The 24,219-nt window shown below is 71.7% G+C and carries 16 protein-coding genes and 1 pseudogene; 6 read left to right on the top strand and 11 right to left on the bottom strand.

Annotated elements, in window-relative coordinates; genetic code table 11:
- Positions 1 to 7 precede the first annotated feature (7 nt).
- Positions 8 to 3,163 (top strand): BTAD domain-containing putative transcriptional regulator, encoded by a 3,156-nt coding sequence (locus tag CFW40_RS00685; RefSeq protein ID WP_088795876.1) that lies wholly within the window; start codon positions 8 to 10, stop codon positions 3,161 to 3,163.
- A 164-nt stretch (positions 3,164 to 3,327) separates the two neighbouring features.
- Here the strand turns inward: CFW40_RS00685 and CFW40_RS00690 are convergent.
- Both CFW40_RS00690 and CFW40_RS00695 read right to left on the bottom strand, forming a co-directional pair.
- Positions 3,328 to 4,565: pseudogene (locus tag CFW40_RS00690) on the bottom strand (aromatic acid exporter family protein).
- 294 nt (positions 4,566 to 4,859) lie between these two features.
- The gene (locus tag CFW40_RS00695; protein ID WP_088795877.1) at positions 4,860 to 5,345 is read right to left on the bottom strand and encodes a peroxiredoxin; all 486 of its coding nucleotides are present in this window, start codon (positions 5,343 to 5,345) and stop codon (positions 4,860 to 4,862) included.
- A gap of 440 nt (positions 5,346 to 5,785) precedes the next feature.
- On the opposite strand from CFW40_RS00695, the gene CFW40_RS00700 reads away from it, so the two are divergent.
- Positions 5,786 to 6,103 carry a UBP-type zinc finger domain-containing protein gene (locus CFW40_RS00700; RefSeq protein WP_088795878.1) on the top strand — a complete coding sequence of 106 codons (318 nt, stop codon included), beginning with the start codon at positions 5,786 to 5,788 and terminating at the stop codon, positions 6,101 to 6,103.
- A gap of 19 nt (positions 6,104 to 6,122) precedes the next feature.
- Here the strand turns inward: CFW40_RS00700 and bla are convergent, their stop codons facing one another.
- Together bla and CFW40_RS00710 are read right to left on the bottom strand one after the other, a co-directional pair.
- Complete coding sequence (bla, locus tag CFW40_RS00705; RefSeq protein ID WP_088795879.1) at positions 6,123 to 7,031, bottom strand: class A beta-lactamase; 909 nt, start codon at positions 7,029 to 7,031, stop codon at positions 6,123 to 6,125.
- Positions 7,032 to 7,142: 111 nt separating this feature from the next.
- On the bottom strand, positions 7,143 to 7,733 hold the full coding sequence (locus CFW40_RS00710; RefSeq protein WP_176956624.1) for a helix-turn-helix domain-containing protein: 591 nt from the start codon (positions 7,731 to 7,733) through the stop codon (positions 7,143 to 7,145).
- A gap of 216 nt (positions 7,734 to 7,949) precedes the next feature.
- Here CFW40_RS00710 and CFW40_RS00715 point away from each other — a divergent pair, with 216 nt between their 5' ends.
- Positions 7,950 to 9,110, top strand: coding sequence for an alanine racemase (locus CFW40_RS00715; RefSeq protein ID WP_088795881.1), 1,161 nt, complete (start codon positions 7,950 to 7,952; stop codon positions 9,108 to 9,110).
- Between the two features lie 102 nt (positions 9,111 to 9,212).
- Here the strand turns inward: CFW40_RS00715 and CFW40_RS00720 are convergent, their stop codons facing one another.
- From CFW40_RS00720 to CFW40_RS00730, 3 genes are all read right to left on the bottom strand, one after another.
- Entirely contained in the window at positions 9,213 to 10,250 is a 1,038-nt protein-coding gene (locus CFW40_RS00720; protein WP_306427416.1) for a chitinase, read from the bottom strand.
- Positions 10,251 to 10,572: 322 nt separating this feature from the next.
- Positions 10,573 to 11,289 carry an HAD family phosphatase gene (locus tag CFW40_RS00725; protein WP_088795883.1) on the bottom strand — a complete coding sequence of 239 codons (717 nt, stop codon included), beginning with the start codon at positions 11,287 to 11,289 and terminating at the stop codon, positions 10,573 to 10,575.
- A 229-nt stretch (positions 11,290 to 11,518) separates the two neighbouring features.
- Positions 11,519 to 12,439, bottom strand: a complete 921-nt coding sequence (locus CFW40_RS00730; RefSeq protein WP_088795884.1) for a ScbA/BarX family gamma-butyrolactone biosynthesis protein — start codon at positions 12,437 to 12,439, stop codon at positions 11,519 to 11,521.
- Between the two features lie 90 nt (positions 12,440 to 12,529).
- Here CFW40_RS00730 and CFW40_RS00735 point away from each other — a divergent pair, with 90 nt between their 5' ends.
- Together CFW40_RS00735 and CFW40_RS00740 are read left to right on the top strand one after the other, a co-directional pair.
- Positions 12,530 to 13,198: a ScbR family autoregulator-binding transcription factor gene (locus tag CFW40_RS00735; protein ID WP_176956726.1), complete on the top strand. Its 669-nt coding sequence runs from the start codon at positions 12,530 to 12,532 to the stop codon at positions 13,196 to 13,198.
- Between the two features lie 306 nt (positions 13,199 to 13,504).
- Positions 13,505 to 14,029 (top strand): hypothetical protein, encoded by a 525-nt coding sequence (locus CFW40_RS00740; RefSeq protein ID WP_088795886.1) that lies wholly within the window; start codon positions 13,505 to 13,507, stop codon positions 14,027 to 14,029.
- 130 nt (positions 14,030 to 14,159) lie between these two features.
- Here CFW40_RS00740 and CFW40_RS00745 read toward each other — a convergent pair whose 3' ends face one another.
- On the bottom strand, positions 14,160 to 20,147 hold the full coding sequence (locus CFW40_RS00745; protein WP_088801823.1) for a TIR domain-containing protein: 5,988 nt from the start codon (positions 20,145 to 20,147) through the stop codon (positions 14,160 to 14,162).
- A gap of 56 nt (positions 20,148 to 20,203) precedes the next feature.
- On the opposite strand from CFW40_RS00745, the gene CFW40_RS00750 reads away from it, so the two are divergent.
- A complete protein-coding gene (locus tag CFW40_RS00750) occupies positions 20,204 to 21,394 on the top strand; it encodes an SLC13 family permease (protein ID WP_256331673.1) in 1,191 nt (396 codons plus the stop codon).
- A 60-nt stretch (positions 21,395 to 21,454) separates the two neighbouring features.
- Here the strand turns inward: CFW40_RS00750 and CFW40_RS00755 are convergent, their stop codons facing one another.
- From CFW40_RS00755 to CFW40_RS00765, 3 genes are all read right to left on the bottom strand, one after another.
- A complete protein-coding gene (locus CFW40_RS00755) occupies positions 21,455 to 22,396 on the bottom strand; it encodes an inositol monophosphatase family protein (RefSeq protein WP_088795887.1) in 942 nt (313 codons plus the stop codon).
- Positions 22,377 to 23,066 (bottom strand): hypothetical protein, encoded by a 690-nt coding sequence (locus CFW40_RS00760; protein WP_143034605.1) that lies wholly within the window; start codon positions 23,064 to 23,066, stop codon positions 22,377 to 22,379. The genes CFW40_RS00755 and CFW40_RS00760 overlap by 20 nt, the downstream gene beginning before the upstream one ends.
- 237 nt (positions 23,067 to 23,303) lie before the next feature.
- On the bottom strand, positions 23,304 to 24,191 hold the full coding sequence (locus CFW40_RS00765) for a hypothetical protein (RefSeq protein ID WP_256338917.1): 888 nt from the start codon (positions 24,189 to 24,191) through the stop codon (positions 23,304 to 23,306).
- Between the last annotated feature and the right edge of the window lie 28 nt (positions 24,192 to 24,219).

Here is a 24,219-nt window from a genome sequence, read left to right on the forward strand (position 1 = left end):
TCAGCGGGTGCAGATCGGGGTGCTGGGTCCGTTCGAAGTGCGCACGGACGACGGCGACTTGGCCGACGTACCGGGCGCGCGGCTGCGCGGGCTGCTGATCGCCCTCGCGCTCAAGCCGGGTCAGGTGGTCCCGAAGGCGTCGCTCGTCGACTGGATCTGGGGGGAGGATCTGCCCGCCGATGCGACGAACGCCCTGCAGCGCCTGGTTTCCCGGCTGCGGAAGGTGCTGCCGCGCGGGGTGGTCGAGAGCCGGACGGACGGCTATCGGTTGACCGTGGAGCCCGACGCCGTCGACGCCGTGCGCTTTGAACGCCTGGTCACCGAGGGGCAGGCCGACACCGAGGACGGTTCCCTGCGGGTGCGGCTGCTGCGCCAGGCCCTCGATCTGTGGCGCGGTGCGGCCCTGCAGGACGTCGGGCTGCAGGACAGCGCCGCCTTCGACGCCGCGGTCGTCCGGCTCGAAGGGTTGCGCCTGACCGCCACGGAGGAGCGGGTCGGCGCGGAGATCGCCCTCGGGCGCGGTGCGGAGCTGGTCACGGAGCTGACCGACCTGGTGGCCGCCCACCCGGTGCGGGAACGGCTGGTCGCGGCGCTGATGCGCGCGCTCGTCGCGGCCGGTCGCGACAGTGAGGCGCTGCTGGTCTACCAGCGCGCGAGGGAGGCGCTGGCCGATGCGCTGGGCGTCGGTCCCTCGCCGGAACTGGCCGCATTGCACCTCGCGCTGCTGCGGGGCGAGGTGGGGCCCGGCCTGCGGCCACGGGAAGCGAGCCGCAAGACCAACCTGCGCGCCGAGCTGACCACCTTCGTCGGCAGGGACGCCGATGTCGCCGCGGTCCGCGGGCTCATCGCCGGGCACCGGCTCACCACCGTGACCGGGCCGGGCGGCTCGGGGAAGACCCGGCTGGCCACGGAGGCCGCACGCACGCTGCTCGGCGACCTGCCGGACGGGGCCTGGCTGGTGGAGCTCGCCGCCATCGGTTCGGACGGCGACGTGGCGCAGCCGACGCTCGCCGGGCTCGGCCTACGGGACGCCCTGCTGGGCGGGGCCCCGACCGCGGAGCTGACGGACCGGCTGATCGCCGCGGTCCGCGAGCGGGAGGCGCTGCTGATCCTGGACAACTGTGAGCATGTGATCGAGTCCGCGGCGGTGTTCGCCCACCGGGTGCTCGGGGAGTGCCGGCGGCTGCGGATCCTGGCGACGAGCCGGGAACCGCTCGGCATCACCGGGGAGGCGCTGTGGCCGGTCGAGCCGCTGGCCCTGCCGGAGGGGGACGCGGGCACCGCCGAGATCGAGTCCGCACCCGCCGTTCAGCTGCTGCGGGACCGGGCCGGGGCGGTGCGCCGGGATCTCGCGGCCGACGCCCGCACGCTGGCAACGATGGTGCGCGTCTGCCGGGCGCTGGACGGGATGCCGCTGGCGATCGAGCTGGCCGCGGCCCGGTTGCGCACCATGTCCCTCGATCAGCTCGCCCACCGGCTCGACGACCGCTTCCGCCTGCTGACCTGCGGCAGCCGGACCGCGCTGCCGCGGCACAAGACGCTGCGCGCGGCAGTCGACTGGAGCTGGGAGCTGCTGACCGATGCCGAGCGGATGGTCCTGCGCAGGCTCTCGGTGTTCTCCGGCGGGGCGAGCCCGGAAGCGGCCGAACGGGTCTGCGCGGGCGACGCCGTCGAGCAGGATCAGGTGCTCGAGCTGCTGACCGCGCTGACCGAGAAGTCGCTGCTGGTCGCCGAGGTCGACAGCGACCCGCGCTATCGCATGACCGGCACCATCAAGGAGTACGCCGGCCAGCGTCTCGCGGAGGCCGGGGAATCGGAGCGGGCGCGCCATGCGCACCTGGCCTACTTCACCGAGTTCGCCGAGACCGCGGAGCCGCATCTGCGCCGCGCCGAGCAGCTGGACTGGCTGGCCCTGCTCGAGGCCGAGCACGACAACATCGGTTCGGCGATGCGGGGCGCGCTGGCGGCGGGCGAGGCGCAGGCGGCGATGCGGCTGGCGGCGGGCGCGGGCTGGTACTGGTGGCTCGGCGGGCACCGGACCGAGGGCATGGAGCTGATCACCGCGGCCGCCAGGACACCCGGCGAAGTGAGCGACGACGTCCGGGCCATGACGTACGCGCTGGTCGTGCTGTTCCTGAGCGCCGGACGGGGCGACGAGCGCCAGGCGGAGCACTGGATCCGCGAGGCGCACCGGCTCAGCCGGCGCAGCCGGTGTCGCGCCCCGCTGCTGGGGCTCGTCGCCGCGCTGGAACGCCTGCTGCACACGCCCGACGCGTTCCGGCCCGCTTTCGAAGCGCTGCTCGACAACGAGGACCCCTGGGTGCGCGCGCTGGCCCGCCTGCAGCTGGGCAAGATGCGGATCGTGCTCGGACAGGACGGGTCGGACGCGGACGCGCATCTGGAGAGGGCACTCGCCGAGTTCCGGGCGCTCGGCGAGCGGTTCGGGATCTCGTTCGCCCTGTCCGAGCTGGCGGACCGGATCGCCGTGCGCGGCGAGTTCGCCGCCGCGTGCCAGCACTACGAGCAGGCGATCGCGGTCGTCACCGAGGTCGGTGCCACCGAGGATGTCATCCGGATGCGGTCGCGGCAGGCGCAGCTGTACTGGCTGCTGGGCCACGAGGACGCGAGTGCGGCCGCCCTTGCCGAGGCGCAGCGGTGCGCGGAGCGGGTCACCTGGCCGGGCGCGCTGGCCGAGCTGGCCCTCGCGAAGGCGGAGCTCGCCCGGTGGGGCGGCGATGCCGAGGAGGCGTACAGGCAACTCGGCCTCGCGACGGCCGTACTGGGTGACGAAGCGAAGCAGGCGCACCTGCGCGCGGTGACACACGATCTGCTCGGCTACCTCGCCGACGATCTCGGCGAGGCCCGGGCGCACCGCGCGGCGGCCTGCGAGGCGGCGGCCGAGGCGGGACACGCGCTGGCGATCGCGCCGGTGCTCGTCGGGGTCGCGGACCTGGCCCTGCGCCGCGACGACCACGAGCAGGCCGCACGGCTGCTCGCGGCGAGCGCGGACGTACGCGGGCTGCAGGACCGCTCCCACCCGGACGTGGCCCGGATCGAACAGGCCGCGCGGCGCCGCCTCGGCGAGGCACGGTTCGCCGAGGCCGCTCGGGAGGGGACGCGGACCCACTGGTCTCAGCTGGTCGAGGCCACGCTCGCTTCTTGAACCTGGAGGCCGCCCACATGCAGGCGAGGAGCCGCAGGTCCGATCCGGTATCTCCCCTGTGCTGAAGGGTTGTCACCACGAGCCAGGTCACGCAGGAGGACTGGGCTCGTGGAGGACGACGGCGCTCCAGGCGTCGCAGCCCACGGAGATCGGGGAGACACCCCCTAATCCGCAACGTCCGTGACGCGGCGTCCCGGCCGTGCCAGGCGCAGCCGGCCCCGCAGCTTGTCCACCAACGGGTACTTCTCCCGCTGTTCGCGGGCCTGGCGGTTCAGCTCCTCCACCAGCCGCTCGGAGCGTTTCGTCACATCCAGCTCGTCCAGGATGCGGTCGATCTCGGCCAGCAGCGCGCCGTGCAGCTGCCATTGCCGGGGTGCTCCTGCACGCCGTCGAGGAGCAGGTGCGCGACGGTCTCCCGGCTCTCGCGGCTGGCGGCGAGTTCCTGGCCGAGCCGTTCCTCGGCCTCCTCCGCGTTGGCGCTGACCTGCGTGGTGATGAGGACCGCGAAGCTCTCGACCGCGCGGGCCATATGGCCGAACAGCTCCTGCAGGGCGGTGCCGAGGGCCGCCGGGAAGAGCGATTCGTCGGTGCGCGCCTTGGCGAGGTCGGTCAGGGTGCGGCACGCCGTACGGAGCACCACCGCGGAGATTTCCAAGGTGTCCAGCCCGGTGCGCAGAACGACACGGGAGAGCAGGCCCTCCTTGACCCGGGGATTGAGCCGGAGGCTGTCCTCCGCCTGGCAAAGCGCCGCGTCCACCTGCACGATGTCGTGATCCAGGCGCCGCGCCTCGTGCAACCGGGCTGCCGCCTCCGCCACGGGCGTGTGGCCCGTCATCTCCTCGCCGAGACTCAGCAGCAGCCGGCTCATCCGGGCGGCAAGGCCCTCAATGGCCTCACTGGCGGGCTGCACCCACAGGGGTGGCACGAACAGCATGTTGAAGAGCAGCCCGACGACGGCCCCGATCAGCGTCTCCAACACCCGGTCCCAGGCCGTCGCGGCCACCCGTGTCGTCGTCACGCCGAGCACCAGCATCGCGCTGATCGCGACCTCGGGCACGAACTCGCCGGCCCGCACGAAACGCCCGATGACCAGCGACGCGAGGATGATCAGCCCCAGGCTCCACCAGGTCAGCCCCACCAGGGAGCTGAAGCCGATGGCGATGACCACACCCACCACGACGGCGTTCACCCTGCGCACGCTGGTGGTGAGAGTGGTGTACAGGGTGACCTGGACCACGAGCAGGGCGGTCAGGGGTGCGGTCAGCGGCGCCGGCTCGCTGCTCAGCAGCAGGGCGACGACGTAGGAAATCACGGCGGCCACGGTCGAGCGGAGCGTCTGGGCGACGACGGGCTCGCTGTGCCATCGGACGAGGTCCAGCAAGGGATCGGTAACTTCGCGCACCCTCGACCCTTCCCCCCTGTGCGCGCCGAAGGCACCCTCGATGGCCTTGAATGACCCGCTTACCTCACGTGGCGGCCCTCACCCGGGCGGTCACCCGGCGGCGACCTGGGGATGCCCGGCCCTGACCCCAGGGCAGACCGGACCTGGTGCCGGCATGGGCACCGGCACCGGGTCCGACGCCCGGAACTCGGTGTGCCGGGCGCCGGGCGGGCGTGATTTTCCGTCGCCGCGAGCTCACTACCCGTATGCGGAACCGGCGGCCCAGCGGGTCATCCGGGCCCGGCACCCGCCCGGTCAGGCGGTGGGCATACCGGCGAGATGCCGGGCGAGCGTGTCGAGAGGCTGGAAGGTGGCGCCGAGCAGTGCGACGTGTTTCCAGTGCAGGATGCCGTCGGATCCGATGAGGAACACGGCCCTGCGCACTCCGATGCCGGGGGCGGCGACGCCGAAGGTGCGGGCGACGCCGCGATCGGTGTCGGCGAGCAAGGGCATCCGCAGGTCGTACTTGCGCGCAAACCGCTCGTGACTGTCCACGTCCTGCGGACTTATGCCCCAGACCTCCGCGTTCTGGCCCTGGAACTGCTCAAGGCCACTGGAGTAGGAACACAATTGCTTGGTGCACACGCTGGTGTCGTCACCCGGATAGAACGCCAGGACGAGCGGGCGACCGCGCTGAAGGGACAGGGCGTAGTCACGACGCTCGAAGCGGTCGCCGGTCAGCACACCACCGGGCAGGGTGAAGTCGGGTACGGGCTTGCCGATTTGGGGTGCGGGGGCCATGGGGGGTGTCCCTTCACTAGGGAGGCGGGAGGTCTGCGAAAAGTATCTACGTGCACTGTCTCCGACTGTCCGGCGCCTTGAGCGGGGGCCCGGGATCCGGTGACGGGATCCGGTGAAGTCGCGGCATACACTGCGGCATCGCCACAGCTCCTCCTCTCCCGATCCGATCCGATCCGATCGATCGCAGGGCGGCCGCACGGCACAGCGCAGCACGGCGTTCCGGACATCCTCATCCGGCGTATTCGTCGCCGCTCGGGATCCGGATTGGTCGGGTAGCGGATCAGTAGTGGAGCAGAAGTGGGTCAGACGCCGATGGTGAGGGTGTGGGCAGGGACCCGGCCACCGTTTGACAGGATGACGCCGAGTGGCACCGTGGAAGTACGGATCCTGGCGCCGCAGCCAGGGCCAGGGGGCAGCCTGGCGAGGGGTGAGTAGGCACCATGGCTTTCAGTGACGGAACGGCGGGGAGCCTGATCTGTCAGCACCTCGATGAGGTGACGGCGGTCAGCCCCGACAGCCCTGACAGCTGTCCGGAGTGCGTCGCGCTGGGTGATGAGTGGGTGCATCTGCGCGAATGCCAGAGCTGCGGACACATCGGCTGCTGCGACTCCTCCAAGAACAAGCACGCCACGGCCCATCACCACGCGACCGGCCACCCGCTCATCCGGTCCTATGAGCCCGGCGAGGCCTGGTGGTGGTGTTACGAGGACCAGGTGACCTTCGAGGTGGAGGGTATGGGCCCCGTACGGTCGGCATGACCGCCGTGCCGTCGGCAGGTCAGGTGAGTGCCGCTGCCACCAGCGCGGCGGCCTTGGCCACCAGCGGGTTGTCCGTCGGCCCCTCGGGGTCGAATTTGGTGGAGAGGACGGAGAGTACGAGCGGCGGCCGTCCGGGCGGCCAGACGATGCCGACATCGTTGGCGACGCCGTACTGCTTCCCGCCACCGGTTTTGTCCGCCAGTGTCCAGTCGGCGGGCAGGCCGGCACGGAAACGCTCACCGTTGGTGGTGTTGGCGACCAGCCACCTCGTCAGCCGTGTCCGGTCCGCCGTAGTGAGGGTGCTTCCCAGGACGAGCCGCGCATAGGTCTGACCGATGGCACGGGGGCTGGTGATATCGGTCTTCCGCCAGGGTTCCGCCGAGTTCAGATCGGGCTCCCACCGGTCGAGACGAGTGGTCCCGTCCCCGATCGAGCGGCAGAACCCGGTGACCGCGGCGGGTCCGCCGAGCTCACCGAGGAGCAGATTGCCCGCCCCGTTGTCGCTGTAGGACACGGCGGCGGCACACAGCTCGCCGACGGTCATACCGTTGGCGAGATTTTCGGACTTGCCCGTGATCGGGGCATAGCCCGAATCCGTGACGTATTTTTCGGCGTACCGGATCCGGTGGCCGAGGAAATCGTCGTCGCGGTCACGCAAGACGGCAGCGGCGGCCAGAGTCTTGAACACCGAGCACATCGGAAAGCGCTCGTCCGCGCGATACTTCACGGTCCGGCCCGTGGCCGTGTCGCGCGCGAACACTCCCAGGCGCGCGGAGTACTGCTGCTCAAGGTCCCTCAACTGGGCGGCGAGCCCGACCCGGCCAGGGGTTGAGGCGGACGCCGCGGTCGGCACCGCTGCCGCGAGCGCGGTCCCTGCGCCGAGGGCCAGTACCGCGCGGCGGGAGCGGTGGGATCCTGTGGTCTCCAAGGTCAGGGCCTCCCCATTTCTACGATCGCGTTCTCTGCGGTCACGGCGTGCACTCCGATGATCAAGAGGCCGGAAAGGGCGGATTGGTTCCCTTTGGAGCCGCGGCAGACCTCAGAAGCTCGGCGGGGTCTCGGCCCAGACACAGACCGCCGGCACCTCGCCCGGGTTGCTGTAGCGGTGCGGGGTGGAGGACGGGAAGCTGACACAGTCGCCGGGCTGCAGGCGATGGTGGACGCCGTCGACCCAGTAGTCCAGTTCCCCGCTCAACAGGACCCCGACTTCCTCCCCGGCATGGGTGTGCGGCCGGTCGCCGGAGCCGGCCCCCGGGGCCACCTCCAGAAGCATCATCTCCAGCCGGCCACCGTGCTCGGGATTGAGGAGGGTGTAGGTGACGCCCTCCACCCCTGCCCGGGTGAGTTCGATGCGCTGGTCGGGACGGGTCAGGACGCGCTGTTCGCTCTCGACGGCACGGAACAGCCGACTGAGGGTCGTACCGAGGGCATCGACGATCGTCCGCAGGGTGTTGATCGTCGGGCTGTTCACATCGCGCTCGACGTTGCTGAGGTAGCTGCGGGAGAGTCCGGTCCGGTCCGCGAGCTGTTCGAGGGTGAGGCCCCGCTCCAGGCGCTCCCGGCGAAGGTGGCGGCCGATCCCGTCGCTCGCCGCGCCTCCCGCTTCGGCCGGGTCGTTCTCAGCCGCCACGACACCCACCCCATTCCAGTAAAGAGCACGCTGCGTCTACTATAGCCGTTGCCTGGATGTCGCATATATCGTGTGCTCCATCGTCGATAGGCGACGACGAGTCTGCTTGCGCCGCGCGCACGCTGCCCGACGCCGCCCACGATCCGCTGCCCCCGACCCCCTGCCCCTTGCCCCCTGTCCCCTGCCCGCACCCCGTGCACCCGGAGGTTCCGTCCCATGCACCCCCACGCCTCCTCCTCCCCCGAGCGCGAGATCCGTGCGTTGCCCGAACTCCGTCTTGTACGCGGCGCGTTGGCGCACAATGTGCGGCTCATGGCGGAGTGGTGCCGTGAGCACCGCGTCGAGCTCTCGCCCCACATCAAGACCACCATGGTCCGCCCCATCGTCGAACAGCAGCTGGAAGCCGGTGCGTGGGGCGTCACGGTGGCCACCGCCCGGCAAGCCGACGTGGCGCGCAGCTGGGGAGTGCGCCGGATCCTGGTCGCCAATGAAGTGATCCACTCCGCCGACCTCGCTCTCCTGCGCCACCTGCTCGACGAAACGCCGGACCTGGAGCTCTTCTGCCTCATCGACTCCTCGGCGGGCGTGGACCTCGCAGCGGCGGCCCTGCACGACACGCACAACCCGCTCCGGGTGCTTGTCGACGTGGGCGTGCCGGGCGGCCGGACCGGGGTGCGTAGCCCCGCGGAGGCGTACGAGCTCGCCGCGGCCGCCGTCAAGGCCTCGCCCGGGCTCCTCCTGGCCGGCGTCGCCGGATACGAGGGAGTACGCCCCAATACCCGGGACGCCGCGACGCTCGCCGCCGTCGACGCGCATTGCCGCATGACCGCCGAGGTCTTCGAGTCGTTGGTCCCGCTGTACGAGACCGCGCGCCCCGTCTTCAGCATGGGCGGATCCGCGTTTCCCGACCGCGTCGTCCGCGCCGTGGCGGAGCTGCTGACCCGGTGCGGCGACCTGCCACTGGTGCCCGTGCTCCGGTCAGGCTGCTACGTCACCCACGACCACGGCACCTACGCCCAGGTCACGCCGCTCCCCGGCCTGCGTCCGGCACTGACCGTCCGCGCGACGGTGCTCTCCACGCCCGAGAGCGGAACCGCCGTGGTGGGGGCCGGCAAACGCGAGCTTCCCTACGACGCCGGCCTGCCCGTCGTCCTCGGGGCACGCTCGGCCGCCGGCGCGCCCCGCGAGGTGCGGGCCACGGCGGCGCGGATCTACGACCACCATCTGGTCCTCACCCCCACCCGAGGCCTTCAGGTGGGCGACGAGGTCGACCTCGGTGTCTCCCACCCGTGCTCGGCCTTCGACCGGTGGCCCGACGTCACCGTCGTCGATGAGGAGGGAGCAGCCTGCGACGTGTGGCATCCGCAATTCCGCTGATGCCTGACGCCTGAAGTCAAGCGCCGGGGCCGGCCCGGCCCGTGACGCCTGGTCCACGGCGCCCGAAGGGCACTGGCACAGGCCCACGGACCGAGCCGCCGCTCAGCCGGCGAACGCTCGCGTGAATTCGTTCTCCGCTTTGCCGATGCTGGAACAGGTCGCCGCGGCCTGCAAGTTCGGGCCTCCCGGGCAGGCCTTGTCCCGGGTCAGCGACCACATCGAGAGCCGGCCAAGCCCGTTCTCCTTGGCGAACTTCTTGAGTTCGGCCGCGTCTTCCGGCTTGAAGACCTCGCCCTTGACGTCGTTCACTCCGATCATCGGCGTGACCCCGACAGCCTTCCAGGCCCGGGCGTCGTCGCGGATGCCGAGCGCCGACTTGACCTGCTTCTGGGTGGCGGTGGCGGCCGAGATGGCGTACTTGCCCATGTCGCCGTCGTAGTAGGTGCCGTAGTCCATGGCCATGATGTTCACCGTGGAGATCCGGACACCGTTCTTCCTGGCGTTCTCCAGCAGTGCGACGGCGTGCCGGTTCAGCCCCGAGGGGAGCACCGGGAGGGTGACGGAGACATCGAGCTTCTTGCGCTGCTGGAGCCGGGCGATCGCCTGGGCGCGGAGGGTGTTGGCCTTGGTGTCCGTCAAGGCGGGGCCCTCGATGTCGAAGTCGGCCTTCGTCAGGCCGTAGGCATCGATGACCTCGCTGTACGCCTGCACCAGCTTGTCCACCGAGCCGCAGACCCTGGCCAGTTCGTTGCCGCTCTGTCCGCCGAAGGAGATCCGCACATCGCCACCCTTGGCGCGCAGCGCGTCGGCCTGTCGCGCCACCGGGTTGTCGCGGAGTGCCTGCCTGCCGCCCCACTTGGGTACGCAGCCGCCCCCCGGAGAGACGAAAGCCAGGTTGTACTCCTTCACGCCGGTGTCCTCGGCGCCCTGGAGCAGGTTGTAGGCGGGCTTCAGCGAGGTGTCCACGTACGGCGCGAAAGTGCTGGGTTCCTTGGCGGGGGCGGGGCTGCTCTCCCGCGGCGAGGGCGCCACCGGGCCGGGGCGCTCGGGCTTCTTCGCCGGCTCTTCGGTCGAACAGCCGGCGAGCAGCAGGGCTGCAACCACCGCTGCCCCGACCGCAGTTGCGGCCGGCCTCGCCACGTGACTCCTCCGAGGAGCAGGCACTTCTGCGTCGTTCGTCATCGTCGGGCTGCCTCCATCGGTGGGGGGAGTGGGCAGTTGTGTGCGGACCTGCCGCCAGGAAGCGACACCAGGGGGTGCGGGGCGTTCGGATACGTCACATCATCATCCGTCGAGGGTACTGGATCCGGCGGACCGGGCTCGGTGGCGCCCTACCACGGCGACGGCTCACTGCCGTGCCGAGCAGGTGCGCCACCTACGCCCCGGCAGGTACCCCACCGGGCCGGGCCGCCGCCGTCATGCCCATGGCGTCATGGCATCACGGCATCACGGAGTCATGACGTCACGGCGTCCTGGCCTCGGGGGCGGCACCGCCGCCCTGGGCAGGGATACGGGCACCGGCCCACCCCTGCACCGCCGGCTCTTCGAGCGAGTGGACCCACCAGTCGGCCAGTGCCGTCTCCTCCTCGCTGGGCCGGGGGCCGACTCCCAGCACCCGCATGCCCGCGCCCGCGGCGGCCTGGATGCCGCAGTGGGAGTCCTCGACGGCCAGCGTGTCACCGGGTTCCACTCCGCAGAGCTCGGCGGCGGTGAGATACACGTCGGGGTGAGGCTTGGGTCTCGTCGTGGCGTCGGGCACCACGATATGGCGGAAGCAGTCGCGGAGTCCGGCCATATCGAGGCAGGACTCGACGACTTCCAGCGGGCAGTTGCTGGCCACCGCCAGCGGGGCGAACTGCACGGTCGAGTACACCAGTTCCGGCGCTCCGGGCATGGTGGTGGGCTCGGCGGCGACGAGGTCGCGGAAGTGCTCGAGCAGCGATTCCGTCATTTCCCCGGTGAGTTCCGGGCGGCCTGCGACGTCGGCCATCAGGCGTCCGCATTCGGTGTAGTGCAGCCCCCGGGCCTTTTCCGCGAATGCGGCCGAGGGGGTGAATCCATAGCTGTGCAGCACTCTGTCACGGGCGTCCTGCCAGTGGCGTTCGGTGTCCATCAGCGTGCCGTCACAGTCGAAGACGACGGCAGCGGGTGTCCAGGAAAAGATGCTGTCTGCGCTCATCCGCGTTTCCGTTCCGAGGGGCCCGGGGGCGCCGCTGTGACCGGTCGCGAGGAAGGCAGGGCAGCATCGGTTTCACGGACGCCCGGCACCGGGCCGAGGGGATTTCCGGCGGAGGGCAGTCCTCATGGGCAGGAGTTCTCCCCGCTCCATGCCGGAACATTACGATCGTTACGTTACGGACGGCAACACAGAGTGGTCAACCGATTCATAAATGTCCATATTTTAGGATCTACTGATAACCGAGAGTGCCGTGGGCCGTCTCGGCGCCGCCCTGGAGGATGCGGAATGCGCATGTCGAGCGGCGCCGGGTGCACAGCACCCGTGCGGGTGGGGCCAGTTCGGTGAAGCGTGCGGCCGTCAGCCACCCGAAGCGGGGCCGGCTCAGCCTGCCCCGGCTGTGGTACGAGGCGGCCTGGCGGGCGGCCTCCAGCAGCACCATGCCGGGCACGTGATCGGTCGCGTGGTCGAAGAAGAACGGGTGCAGGGGGTCGGCCGGCGACACCAACAGCCCCTCCTCGTCGAGAGCGAGGACCGCATCGTGCGGATGGTTCACCGTCAGCCGGGCGGCCGACGGGCGGATGTGCCGGTCCGCGGGGCGGACCGGGAGGGAATGAGCCGCCCTGCCGGCGCGCAGTGCGGTGAAGCGCGCGCCGTCCAGGAATCGCACGCCCCCACCGCCACAGCCGAAGGTCACCCCGCAGGCGGCGAAGGTGACGTTCAGTCGCAGACCGCCGACGGCCTTGTCCGGCGTGTGCCGTACGGCGCTCACCCGGGCGCAGCAGGTGATCTCGGTCGCCCCGGCGCGGGCCGGTGGCTCGTCGGCGGGTCTGAGGTGGAAGTACAGGTCGGTGATGACCGCGTGGCACGCCTGAGGAACGGCGTAGAAGCGCAGGGGAATGTACAGGCCGAGCTGACGCAGCGTTTCCACCAGAATCAGCGGGCTGTGCCGCTGCGATCCGTCACGGGGGAAGGTCGGATGCGCGCGCGGCCATGATGCCGCGACGCGGAAGACGTGCGCGGTATCGGTCGGCCGCACATCGGTGAGAAGGACCTCCGCCACCGAGGTCCGGTGCACCAGCTCCCGCTCGACCGTACGGGACCAGCTGAGCGGCTCACTCTTTCCGGCGATGCTGCCCGTTGGCGTGCTCATACGACCAGGGAATACCGAATTTCGAACGTGCGCACCCTTGAATTCCGGGTCGCGCGGAACGGTAGGTTGCCTGCCGGCCGAACCAGAACGATGTCTGAGGTGTATGTGCAGATCCGGGCGAAGACGACGCGCAGGTCCCTTCTTGAGGCGGCAGCAACCCTGTTCGACGAGCGAGGGTATGCCGGTACCAGCATCAGCGACATCAGTGCGCATTCCGGTCGCACCAGCGGTGCCATTTACTTCCACTACGCCAGCAAGGAAAAGCTTGCCCTTGCCATCGTCGAGGAGCATTTCGCCACCTGGCCGCATTTGATCAGCCGGCACCGGCAGCCCGGTCTGCCGGCCCTGGAAAAACTCATCGGGCTGAGTTTCGAGGTGGCCCGGGCCTTTCGTGACGACATCGTCGTCCGGGCCGGTGCCCGCCTGTGGGCCGAACGCAAAGCCATCGACACGCAGCTTCCCGCACCGTTCCTCGGCTGGATCGGAGCGGTCACCCAGTTGCTCGAAGAGGCCGCCCGCAACGGGGAACTCGCTGCCGATGTGCCACCCGCCGCCACCGCCCACGGCATCGTCTGTGCCTTCTTCGGTCTGCACACCGTCTCCGACGCCCTGGACGGCCGCCGGCACATCGAGGAGCACCTGGACGACCTGTGGCAGCTGCTGCTCCGCGGCCTGCAGGCCGCGCCGGATCCGGCCGCGCTGCTCGCTCGTGTGCGCCGGCGGATGCGCGACAACGGGACGACGTCCGGGACCGCGTAGCCGGAGAGGACCTCAACCATGGTTGTCACGGGTCGCGTTGAGCACCGTGCGTCGCATTGAGCACCGCGCGTCCTGTGGGACGCTCGGACCGGGGGCATGCCCGGGTGACGGGGATCTGCGGACCACGTGCCATCAGCCGCGTTTGGCCGGAACCGACCGGTCCGGTAGGGGACGTGCCAGAGCCCGGTGAGAGGCCTGCCGGCGCGCGGGGGCTGCTGGTCGGTGAGGGGAGGCCGGAGGGTAGCCTGCTGCCGTCCACAGCGAGCTTTTCTCAGCTTCTGCACTCAACCACGGGGGATTTCAGGCATGTCCGCGCCGCCGCCCTATCAGAATCAGACACCGCAGCAGCCGTACGGGTATCCGCAACAGCAGCAGCCGTACGGGCAACAGCAGCCCTACGGGTACCAGCAGCAACCGCAGGCGCCTCAAGGGCCGCAGGGGCCTCAGCGGCCGCGGCCCCAGCAGAGCAGCCCCCTGCGGGGACTGATCAGCGCCGTCATCGTTTTGGCGGTCTTCGGCGGTGGTGCCTGGTACGTGTGGGATTACAACACCAACCCCCACGGCGGCAAGGCCAAGAAGGAGGCCGCGCAGGCCGCGCAGGCCGAGGAGAACAAGAAGTACAACCCGGAGGTCGGGGACTGCGTCAAGATCCACGACCCCCAGGGGGAGCCGCTGGCGGAGATCGTCGACTGCGGCTCGGCCGAAGCCGAGTACAAGACCGGCGACAAGCTGCTCGGCGCCGGCACGCGGTGCGGATCGCAATTCGATTACGGCATGCACGTCTCGATCCGTCACAGCTCTTCCTACACGCTGTGCTTCACCAAGGTCTGATTCCTCCTGACACTTTCTGACTCCTGATGCGCCCTCCGGCCGTCACCCGAAGGAACGGGTGGCGGCCGGAGTGGTGCGCCCCCGGAAGTCGTGGGGCGGCCGGGGCCGCTTGTGTGCGGCATTCCCCGGCTCAGCTCCCCTCCGGGGCGGCACCGCCAAGAGGCGCGGTGAGCGAGAGCCGGCGCACTCCGGGAAGGTGTCCGTCGAGTTCACCCGGCTCGAAACGGCACATGCCCACCGCATGCCAGAACTCACCGGCGATGTCCCCCTCGTACTTGTAGCCGCCCGAGGGTGAGAGCGCGGCCCAGCCTCCCGGTACCCCGATCAACGTGGCCTGCAGGGACGGCTCGCCCTGCTCGGGCACGGTCCACAGCCGGACCGTGCCGTCCTCGCCGCCACTGGCGAGCAGCGAGCCGTCCGGGCTGAAGGCGGTCGAGAGGATCCGCCCCGTGTGTCCGGTCAGCCGGCCGGTCTCCTGCCCGTCGCGCGGATCCCACAGCCGGACGATCCGGTCGTCACCGGCTGTGGCCACCAACGGCCGGGTGGGGTGCACGGCGGCGGTCCACAGCCGGCCGGAGTGCCCGCGGAGCCGGTGCTGCGGCCTGCCGTCGGCCCAGATGAGGGCATCGCCGTCCCAGGACGCGCTGACCAGCCAGGAGTCGCCGGGGCCAAATGCCACCGCGTACACCCGGTCCCGGTGCGCGTCGAGTTCGGCGGTGAGGCGGCTGTCCTGTATGTCCCACAGGCGTACGCTGCGGTCGTCGCAGCCGGTCGCCAGCAGCGTGCCGTCGGCGCTGAACGCGATCGACCGTACCCGGCCCCGGTGCTGGGCGAGCGTCGTCACATGGGTGCCGGTGCTGCGGTACCACAGGCGCACCGTGTCGTCGTCGTTCGCGGTGGCGAGCAGTTCGCCGTCGCCGCTGAACGCCTCGGCCCACACGTGGTCGGTCTCGGCATCGATCTCCCGCTGATACTCCCCCGTGGCGGCGTTCCACAGGTAGACGTCGCCGTCGTTGCTGGAGGTGCCGAGGAGGGCCCCGCCGGCTCCGGTGGGGCTGAAGACGGCCGACACCAGGCGGCCGCTGTGGCCGCTGAGTTCCCTGAGGCGGCGGCCGGTCGCGGGTTCCCACAGCCGGACCACGCCGTCATTGCTGCTGGCCGCCAGACAGGAGCCGTCGGCGCTGAAGGCCAGGGTGCCGATCCGGCGGCCGTGGCCGCGCAGGATGCGTCGGCCCTGGCCACTGGCGGTGTCCCACAGCCGGACCACGCCGTCGTTGCCGGCCGTCACCAGCAGCGGGCCCAAGTCGCCGCCGCCGATACCGCCGCGCGGCCGGAACCGGCAGGTCCACACGGATCCGCGGTGGTCGGCGGGCTGCTGGCGGAGGGGGGACACGGACCAGCCAGGGGTGTCGCCGGGGTGGCCCCGGCCGTCGGCCGCGGCTCCCGCCTGGACCCGCCACAGCCGGACGACGCCGTCGCTGTCGCCCGCCGCCAGCAGCGTGCCGTCGCTGTCGAACACCACCTGGTAGACAGCGCCGCTGCCCCGTCCTGGCTGTCCGGCCGGGGCCCCGGTCACCGGGTCCCACAGCCGTACCTGTCCGTCGGTGTCGCCGCTGGCCAGCAGCGTGCCGCTGGGGTGGAAGTCCAGGGTGTAGACGCGTCCGGTGTGGCCGGCGAAGGTGTGCCGCAGCCGTCCCGACGCCACGTCCCACACCCGTACGGTGCCGCCCTGGTCGCCGCCCCTGTCCCCCGTGGCCAGCAGGGACCCGTCGGGGCTGAACTGCGTCCGGTTGCAGACACCTTCGTGCCCGGGCAGCTCGGCGCACAGGCGGCCGGTGCGGGTGTCCCACAGCCGTACGCCAGCGGCCGCGTCGCCGGTGGCCAGGGTCCGCCCGTCGGGGCTGAAGACCGCGGTGTAGACGGGGGCCGCATGCCCGAGGAGTTCGTGCCGCCGGGTGCCGGTGGCCACGTCCCACACGGTGACGGTGCCCTCCGCGTCGCCGGTGGCGAGCAGTGTGCCGTCCGGGTCGAGGGAGACCGGCCATACCCCGCTCGGGTGGATGTCCAGCCGGTGCAGACAGGCGCCGGAGACGGCGTCCCACAGCCGCACGGTGCCGTCCGCGCCACCCGTGGCGAGCAGGTCCTGGCGGAACTTCACGGCGTAGACGCGGCCGACGTGGCCCTGGAGGGTGCGCAGTGCCGTGCCGGTGGCGGCGTCGCACACCAGGACACCGCCGTCCTCGCTGCCCACGGCGAGCAGTTCGCCGTCGGTGCTGTACGAGACCGGCTCGGGGAGCCGGACGGACTGCATGCCGAAGCCGTAGGGAACGCCGACCGCGGAGGGCCGAAAGCCCGCGTCGACGGGCATGCCGGGGGCGAGGGCGGCGGTGCGCAGTTCGGGCCGGCGCAGGGCTTCGTCGTCGATGGTCGCGTCGATCAGCGCGGCGCGGTTCCAGTGGCTGCCCGCGGTCCGCACGCCGCTCAGGTCGGCGCGGATCAGCCGGGCCCGGCGCAGGTCGGCGCCTCGCAGGTCGGCACCGGAGAGGTCGGCGTCGTCCAGCCGGGCGCCGACCAGGCGGGCATCGCGCAGCACCGCTCCGGAGAGGTTGGCGCCGACCAGCTGGGTGTCGGTGAGGTCGGCGCGGGTGAGGTCGACGCCGGAGAAGTCCCGGTGGGAAAGGTCCTCGCCGGCGAGGGCGGCGCCGCGCAGGTCGGTGTGGGCGGGCACCCGGAGCCGGGCGAGGACCTTGACCGCGTTGGCGCGCGCGACCTCGTCGGCCTGCCCGCGCCGCCGTCCCTCCCCTTCGCCGTCCTCGTCCGGGCCGTCCAGAACCCGCTCGGCCCACTCCTGGCAGGTGCGGTGATCGGCGAGGTCGCAGAGGAATTCGACGGTGAGCTGGCTCAGCGGGCGGCGCGCCAGCAGTTCGTACTCGCCGCGGACGAGCCGGGTCGCGGCCTCGCGGGCCACCAGCCACTCCACGATGGAGCTGTGGATGAACTGGAACAGCCCCTCGTCGCTGCGTACCAGCAGGCTGCCGGAGCCGATCGCGTGGGCGGCCTCCCGCGCGGAGAGCCTGATGTCCGCCAGGCCCGTCAGCGTCCCGGCGACATCGGTGAGTTCGTCGAGGCTCAGGGTGCTCCGGCCGCTGGACCACAGCCGCAGCGCGAGGGTGGTCACCGCGTCCCACCGCTGGTCGAGGTTCATCCCCGGGGCCGCCCCGACGCCGCCCTGGCCGCGCCGCTCCTCGAACTGCAGCCAGGAGGTGAGCACTTCTTCGTAGAGTCCGGCGGCGCTGAGGGCCCGCCCGGCCCCGGCGACGGCGCGCAGCCGGTCGTGGTCGAGGTCGGCGACAAAGCTGAGCAGGCGCGGGTTGCGGCACAGCGCCAGCAGGTCGGGGATGCCTTCGAGGAGCCGCACCCGGCGGTCGGCGGCCTGCTCGTCGCCGTAGCGGTTGGCCAGGTAGGTGCGGATCTGCTGGGGCGTGAACTCCTGGAGGGCGAGGACGCGGCGCTGCGGGAGCAGTCCGACCCGCTCGCCGAGGGCGGTGAGCACCTGCGACTGGGACTTGAAGTGCTGGTTGCGGCTGCTGACGACGACCTTGGCGTGGTCCACGACGGCGTCGAGCAGGACTTGCAGCCGGTCGGTGGCCCGCTCGTAGCTGACCCGGTTCGCCAGTTCGTCGAAGCCGTCGAAGAGCAGCACGATCCGGCCCTGCTGGAACATGTAGCGGAAGGCGCGGAGGTTGACGGAGTCGACGCCGTGGTTCGCGAGGTGCGCGGCGACCAGCCCCTCCAGCGAATACGCCCGGTCGAGGGTGTTCAGCTCGATGAACAGCGGTACGAGGTGGGGCATCTCCTCGGGGATACGGCGGGCGAGCTCGCGCAGCGCGAAGGTCTTGCCGTGTCCGAAGTCCCCCAGGAGCAGCAGGAACCGGCCGTGGTCGGCCTCCAGCAGCCGCAGCATGTCGTCGACGAGTCCGTCGCGCTCCTCGCCGCCGGGGCGTTCGACCTCCCGGTAGCGCTGCGGGAGGTAGAGGTCGGGGCGGTAGCGGTGGTCGGTGCGCAGCCGTTCGGTCTGGGCGGTGACGTAGTCGCGCAGGTCCAGCAGGCCCTGGAACTCGGTGAAGCTGCGGATGCGGACGCCCCGGCGGCGGGCCCGCTCGCGCAGTTCGCGGGCCGGGGCGGGCCCGTCGTGGACGAGTTCGGCGTCGGGTTCGGTGTCGGAGGCGTGGACGTGGTCGAGGAAGGCGTCGGTGTCCTCGGTGGAGGGGGTGCCGTGGCAGACCCCGACCCGCTGCTGCCGGACGAAGCCGGATTCGTTCCAGGTGACCAGGAGTTGCGGCGGGCGGCCGGCGATCCGGCGCAGCTGGGCGCCGTCGTGGCGGGTGCGGCAGACCTCGGCGACCCGGGCCACGAGTTCGTCGAGCGGGTCGTCGAGGGTGCGGGCTTCCAGCCCGGGTTCGTGTTCCGGCACGGCGGGTCCGGCGGTCTCCGGCGTGCCGTCCCCGGGTGTGCCGCCCTCGGCGCCGGGCTGCGGGCGCGGCGGTCCGAAGACGCGCTGGGCCCGCCGCCAGCCGACCGCGAAGTGCTCGGGCTCCGCGTCGGGGCGCTCCCGCCAGCGGGTGAGGCCGTCGCGGGTGATCCGCAGGAGTTGGTGGCGGGCGGGTGCGAGGGCGCCGTAGACGGGCAGTTCGCCCGTGGTGAGGGCCAGGGGCGGGGTGGCGGGGGGCGCCGCGGAGGCCGAGCGCCGGTCTCCGGTGGGGCCGTGCAGCAGGAGGTGGAGCCGGGGCGCGGTGAGGCGGGCGAGGTCGGCGGAGTCCCGGAGCGGGCCGGGGCCGTGCGCGGAGCCGGGGCGGCCGGCGGCCTCGGTGACCGGATGCCGCAGCGCGCCGAGCCGCAGCCAGCCCTCCTGCTCGTACGGGCGCAGGGCCTGGGCGAACCAGGCGGCCTGCTCGGGGCCGAGCCAGCCGTACTGGTCGTCGGGCCGGTGGCTGTACGCCATGGAGGAGTTGAGGCCCGCGATGACCGTGCGCAGTTCCGGGACGGGGAAGAGGCTCCAGGGCTGGTCGCTGTCGAAGACGACGTCGAGGCCCTGGTAGAGCTCGTGGAAGAGCCGGGCGTAGTGCCGCCACTTGGGCCAGTACGGCGGCCTGGGCTGCATCTCGTCGGCTTCGCAGGTGTGGAAGTACGCGCGGCAGGCGGCCTGGCTGACGTCCTGGCCGCCGGGCACCACGGCGAGGCGGTGGGGTTCGAGGCCGAGCAGGGAACGCAGGCCGGTGAGGAAGCTGAGGGCCTGGTCGGTCTCGCGGGGGCTGCCCGAGGCGGTGAGGTCGCCGGTGACGACGAGGAGGTCGGGGGCGGGGGCGCCGGCGTCGGTGAGCTCGACGAGGTCGCCCCAGATGGCGGCCTGGAGTTCGGCCGGGTCCTGGCCGCGGCCGAAGGCGGGCCCGGCCAGGTGCAGCACGGTGACGGCCTCCCGGGCGTGCTGCGCTCCGGGCTCCTGGGGGTACTGCGGCGGGACGGCCGGGCGGCGGCGCCCGGCCCAGCCGGGGCGGCCGAGCGGCCTGCCGTCCCCGGACTGCGGTCGCGGGATCCCGGCCGGGGTGGCGGGTCCGGTGGCCGGCCCGCCGGGGTAGCCGGGCCGGCTGGTGGGCCGGGCCCGCCCGTCGAGCGCCTGGCCCACGCGAGTGAGCAGCATCTCGCGGGCGGCGGCGGTGTCGGTGACGCCGACCAGGTCGACGTAGGTGATGGTGGCGAGCAGGCCCTCGACGGGGATGTCCTCGACCCGGACGGTGAGCAGCCGCCGTTCCGGGGCGTCGGGGTCGGCGCGCAGCGCGGCCTGCCACTCCATGCGCCCGTAGCGGGAGCGTTCGTAATTGCTGGAGAGCACCGCGATGACGGCGGCGGATTCGCTGACGCCGCGGTCCATGAAGTCCACGAAGTTGGTGCCGGGGACGAAGTCCCAGGCTTGGACGACCGTCCGGTAGCCCGCCTCCTCCAGCGTCCAGGCGATCCACGAGGCCCATCGCTCGTCGGCCGGTGAGTAGCTGATGAAGAAGTCCAACGGGCCGGTTTCCGGGCGTGTTTCGGGTTCTCCGAATTCCTGGCGAGCCACCATGTCCGCCATCCTATGATCCGTCGTCAACCGGCTGTACAGCGTTTACTCTTTTCCGTGTGCGCGCCATACAACGCCTGCATCCACTGGACTGGTTGGCCGGGGGACTGCTCGCCTGCGGTCTGCTGTTCACGGCGACGGGCCTGCTTCCCACGGAGTCAGCCGGCCACGCGATGATCCGGATCGGTCCCCTCCTCGCGTTCCTCGGCACGGTCATCGTGCTCGCCGAACTCACCAGCGAGGCGGAGGTGTTCGACGTCGTCGCCTCGGGCGTGGCCCGCGCCGGGCGGGGCGGCTACGGACGGCTGTTCGTGCTGTGCGTGGCATTCGCCTCGGTCACCACGATGACCCTCAACCTCGACACCACCGCGGTGCTGCTGACCCCGGTGATGCTGGCGCTCGCCTCCCGGGTGGGAATTGCCACGGTGCCGCTGGCGATGACCACGGTGTGGCTGGCCAACACCGCCAGTGTGCTGCTGCCGGTGTCCAACCTGACGAACCTGCTGGCCGCGAACCGTGTGGCGCTGCGCCCCACGGAGATGGCCGCCACGATGTGGGCGCCCCAACTGGCCGCCATCGCCGTGACGATGGGCTGTCTGTGGCTGTTCTTCTGGCGCCGCGGCCGGCGCGGGGCGGAGGTCTACACGCCCCCGGCCCCGCACCGTCCCGGGGATCCGGTGCTGTTCCGGGTGTGCGCCGTGGCCTGTGCGGGGTTCCTGCTGGCCATGCTGGTCGCCGATGTGCCGCTGTGGTCGGCGTCCGCGGTGGCGGCGGTGGTCGTGGTGGTGGCGTTCGCCGTCCGCCGCCCGGCCCGCCTGCGGCTGTCGCTGGTGCCGTGGCGGCTGCTCGTCATGGTGCCGGGGCTGTTTCTGGTGGTGGAGACGGTCAACGTCAACGGGCTGCACGACTTCCTGACCGCGGCGGTGGGAGCGGACGGGGGCGCCCTCGGTATGTTCCGCGCCTCGGCGGTCGGCGCCGGGCTCTCGAACGTCCTCAACAACCTGCCCGTCTACCTGGCGGGCGAGTCGGCCGTGCCCCTCGCCAACCACCAGCAATTGCTGGCACTGCTCATCGGTACCAACGTGGGCCCGGTGGTGACTCCATGGGCGTCGCTGGCCACACTGCTGTGGTTCGAACGCTGTCAGGCGCAGGGCGTACGGGTGCCCCTGCGGAGCTTCATGGCAACGGGCGCGGTCCTCGCGGCAGGTGCGGTGCTGGCGTCCACGGCCGCCCTCGTGGCGATGAGGTGAGCGGCCGCGGCGCGCGCTGCGTGACGGACCGAGCCCTGACTTCACGCCGGGCCGGGGGCGTTACGCCCCCTGGCGCACGCGGTCGACCGCCTCGCTGCGGCTGACGAGATCGAGCAGGTACGGGAGGTCCTCCGGCCGGCCGGCGACAAAGCTGCGGTCGGTGTCGGGCCCGGCGACGGACCCCCGGAACGGGCCGCCGTCCAGCGACCGGATCTCCATCCCCGCCTCGGCCGCGAGCAGCGCACCGGCGGGGAAGTCGATGGCCTCGGCCCGGTAGCCGATGAATCCGTCGATGGCGCCACGGGCCAGCATCGACCAGGTCAGCAGGGGCGCCCACAGCTGGAGCAGGCGGCGGGAGCGCACCTCCAGCACCGACTTGAGAGAGCGCGCCGCCGGATCGTCGCGGGCGACGGCGTGCCCCTGGGTCCAGGCGAGCAGCGGCCCGGAGGCTGCGAGCGGGCCGGTGGGGCCGGTCATCCGCCCGTGCGGGCCGTACGCCCCGCAGCCGGTCAGGGCCGACCAGGTCCGGTCGGTGACCGGGTCGTGAATGGCGCCGACCACCGGCTGGTCGTCCACGCACAGGGCGATGCCGACGACGTAGGCGGGCAGGCCGATGACGACGTTGTTGCTCCCGTCGAGCGGGTCGACCAGCCACATCCGGCGCGGACCCGGCACCGGCGCTCCGCCGTCTCCGTCCAGGATTCCCGACTCCTCGGCAAGGATCCGGTCGTGCGGGAAGCGCTCGCGGATGCGCTGCACGACGAGCCGTTCGGCCAGCAGATCCAGGTCGGTGACCACATCGCCCCGCTCGCCCTTGGGCTGGATGCCGTAGTCGTCCTGGAAGTGCGAGCGCACCAGCGCGCCGGCCTCGCGCACGGTCGCGACCGCCAGTTGCTGCTCGGCGGCGAACCGCGCCGTCGCGAAGGCCTTTGCCCATGGCCCTGCGCTGAGCGGTTCCGGAGCGCCCTGCGGGCCGTCGGGGTCATTGCGGGTGATACCCATGGATCCTCCTGAGGGCGGACCGCGCCGTCCGGGCGGTCTGCGCGGCGTCGCAGGTCTGTCGTACCACCCGGTGTGCCGTGGCCTCCACCGGTCCCAGGGACAGGTCACTCTGTTGGGGAAGCCAGTGGCCGAGCACGAGGGTGGCCGCGTGGCTCCCGCTCGGGACGACGGTGCTGTGGAACGCCCCGGCCGGCAGCCGGTAGACCTGCCCGCGGGCGCTGGTCTGCTCGGGTCCGGGCTCGCAGCGGACCAGACGCGAAGTCGGCCGGATCTCGTCCACGCCGGACGGGCTGCTGTGCACCTGGAAGACGCGATGGGTGGGCCGCACGGGGTCCTGGCGCACCCGGGTCTGCAGGTTCCCGACCTCGCCGTAGAGCACGAAGCTGGTCAACTCCCAGCTGTGGCAGTGCACGGGAGAGGTGGTGAGCTGGACGGGTTCGCTCTCGCCGGGCTCGAAGACGTGCACACAGATGCCCTGGTCCCCGTCGCGCAGCACCGGCAGGCAGAAGAAGCCGAGGGGGTGGTGTACGGCGCGCAGCGCACGCCGCCCGGAGGTGACATCCTCCAGCGCGGCGGCGGCCGCGCCGAAGAGCGTGTCGGTCTCTTCGCCCTGCCCGATGGTGCGTTCGAGCAGGCGGTAGTCCATGGGGCCTCGGCTTCGGCGGCTCACCCGGCCTCCCGGAGGGTGCTGCGGTCTGCGGGCCGTTGGGTGGTGCGCAGGCCGGGCCGGCGGTGCGCGGCACGGACCGGCGCCCCTCGACGGCCTGCCCGGTCTGCCCGGCCTGCGGGCTCCCCCTGGCCCGGTAAGAGCGGTGAGAGCGCCGGGGCCGTTCCTGTGGAGCTGGTGTCGGTCGGCAAGGGCCCTCCCTTCCGCGGTCGGCCATGAGTCAGGAGATCCTGAAGGAGGTCAATTGCGGTACGGGTTCTCCGCATGCAGCGCCTTCTCGATGATCTCGCCGACTTCCGTGTCGGTGACGGTGGAGGGGAGCGCGAGGTCCAGCCGCTCGAAGAGCTGGCGCGCCTCGTCCACCGTGGGTTCGTCGCTGAGTGGTGCCGCGCGGTGCAGATCGAGGGCGACCGCCTGTTCCCTGGCCTGGTGCAGTTCGGTGAGGTAGTAGTCGTACAGCGGACGCCCCCGGTCCACCAGGAGGTTGACCCGGCGCAGGTCGTCCTGCGTGATGATCAGACACGAGTCGGTGAGGTCGAAGCGGAGGGTCGGCACCACGGAGGACAGGTGGACGTCGATCTCCAGGACGTCCAGCCGCTGCTTGTGCCAGCAGGCGGCCAGAACGGTGGCGTAGGACTCCTGGCGGGTGCGCTCGGCGCTCCAGGTCCGCCGCTGCCCCGTGTCCGCCTGCCCGCCGTCGAACGTGCGCCGGAAGCGGGCGTAGGCCTCACATGCCTGGGCGTCCGACGGGTTGACGATGTCGATCTTCATCGTGAGGGAACGACGCTGCTCCTGCGCCTTGCGTACGCACTCCGGGAGCGTGACGGCGCGCAGATACGTGCCGGTGCCGCCCTTGAACACCCAGCGGTCGGTGTTCTGACGGGCTTCGTCCAGAGCGCGCCGGACCTCGGTTCCGGACAGCGACCGCACCATGGCGAGGTCTTCCAGCGCCTTCTGCGTCCCGGTCGTCGCCTCCCGGATGTCGGCGACCCGGCGCCGCCGCTCGGTGAGCGAGCCGAAGACCAGTGCGGCCAGCACCAGCAGGGTCGCACCGGAGGTGACGTTGTCCGAGACCGCGTCGCTGAAGATGTCCATCAGACCGACGACCATGGCGCCGGAAATGGCCACGACCCCGTCGAAGTGCCTGATGACCCAG

The sequence above is a fragment of the Streptomyces sp. 2114.4 genome, from assembly GCF_900187385.1.
GTDB lineage: Bacteria > Actinomycetota > Actinomycetes > Streptomycetales > Streptomycetaceae > Streptomyces > Streptomyces mooreae.

Bases quoted from the DNA above. Each gene is read 5' to 3' on its own strand.
- CFW40_RS00745 (WP_088801823.1), bottom strand. From the start codon at position 20,147: ATGGTGGCTCGCCAGGAATTCGGAGAACCCGAAACACGCCCGGAAACC.
- CFW40_RS00715 (WP_088795881.1), top strand. From the start codon at position 7,950: ATGCACCCCCACGCCTCCTCCTCCCCCGAGCGCGAGATCCGTGCGTTG.
- CFW40_RS00695 (WP_088795877.1), bottom strand. From the start codon at position 5,345: ATGGCCCCCGCACCCCAAATCGGCAAGCCCGTACCCGACTTCACCCTG.
- CFW40_RS00725 (WP_088795883.1), bottom strand. From the start codon at position 11,289: ATGAGCGCAGACAGCATCTTTTCCTGGACACCCGCTGCCGTCGTCTTC.
- CFW40_RS00730 (WP_088795884.1), bottom strand. From the start codon at position 12,439: ATGAGCACGCCAACGGGCAGCATCGCCGGAAAGAGTGAGCCGCTCAGC.
- CFW40_RS00700 (WP_088795878.1), top strand. From the start codon at position 5,786: ATGGCTTTCAGTGACGGAACGGCGGGGAGCCTGATCTGTCAGCACCTC.
- CFW40_RS00755 (WP_088795887.1), bottom strand. From the start codon at position 22,396: ATGGGTATCACCCGCAATGACCCCGACGGCCCGCAGGGCGCTCCGGAA.
- CFW40_RS00740 (WP_088795886.1), top strand. From the start codon at position 13,505: ATGTCCGCGCCGCCGCCCTATCAGAATCAGACACCGCAGCAGCCGTAC.
- CFW40_RS00735 (WP_176956726.1), top strand. From the start codon at position 12,530: ATGTCTGAGGTGTATGTGCAGATCCGGGCGAAGACGACGCGCAGGTCC.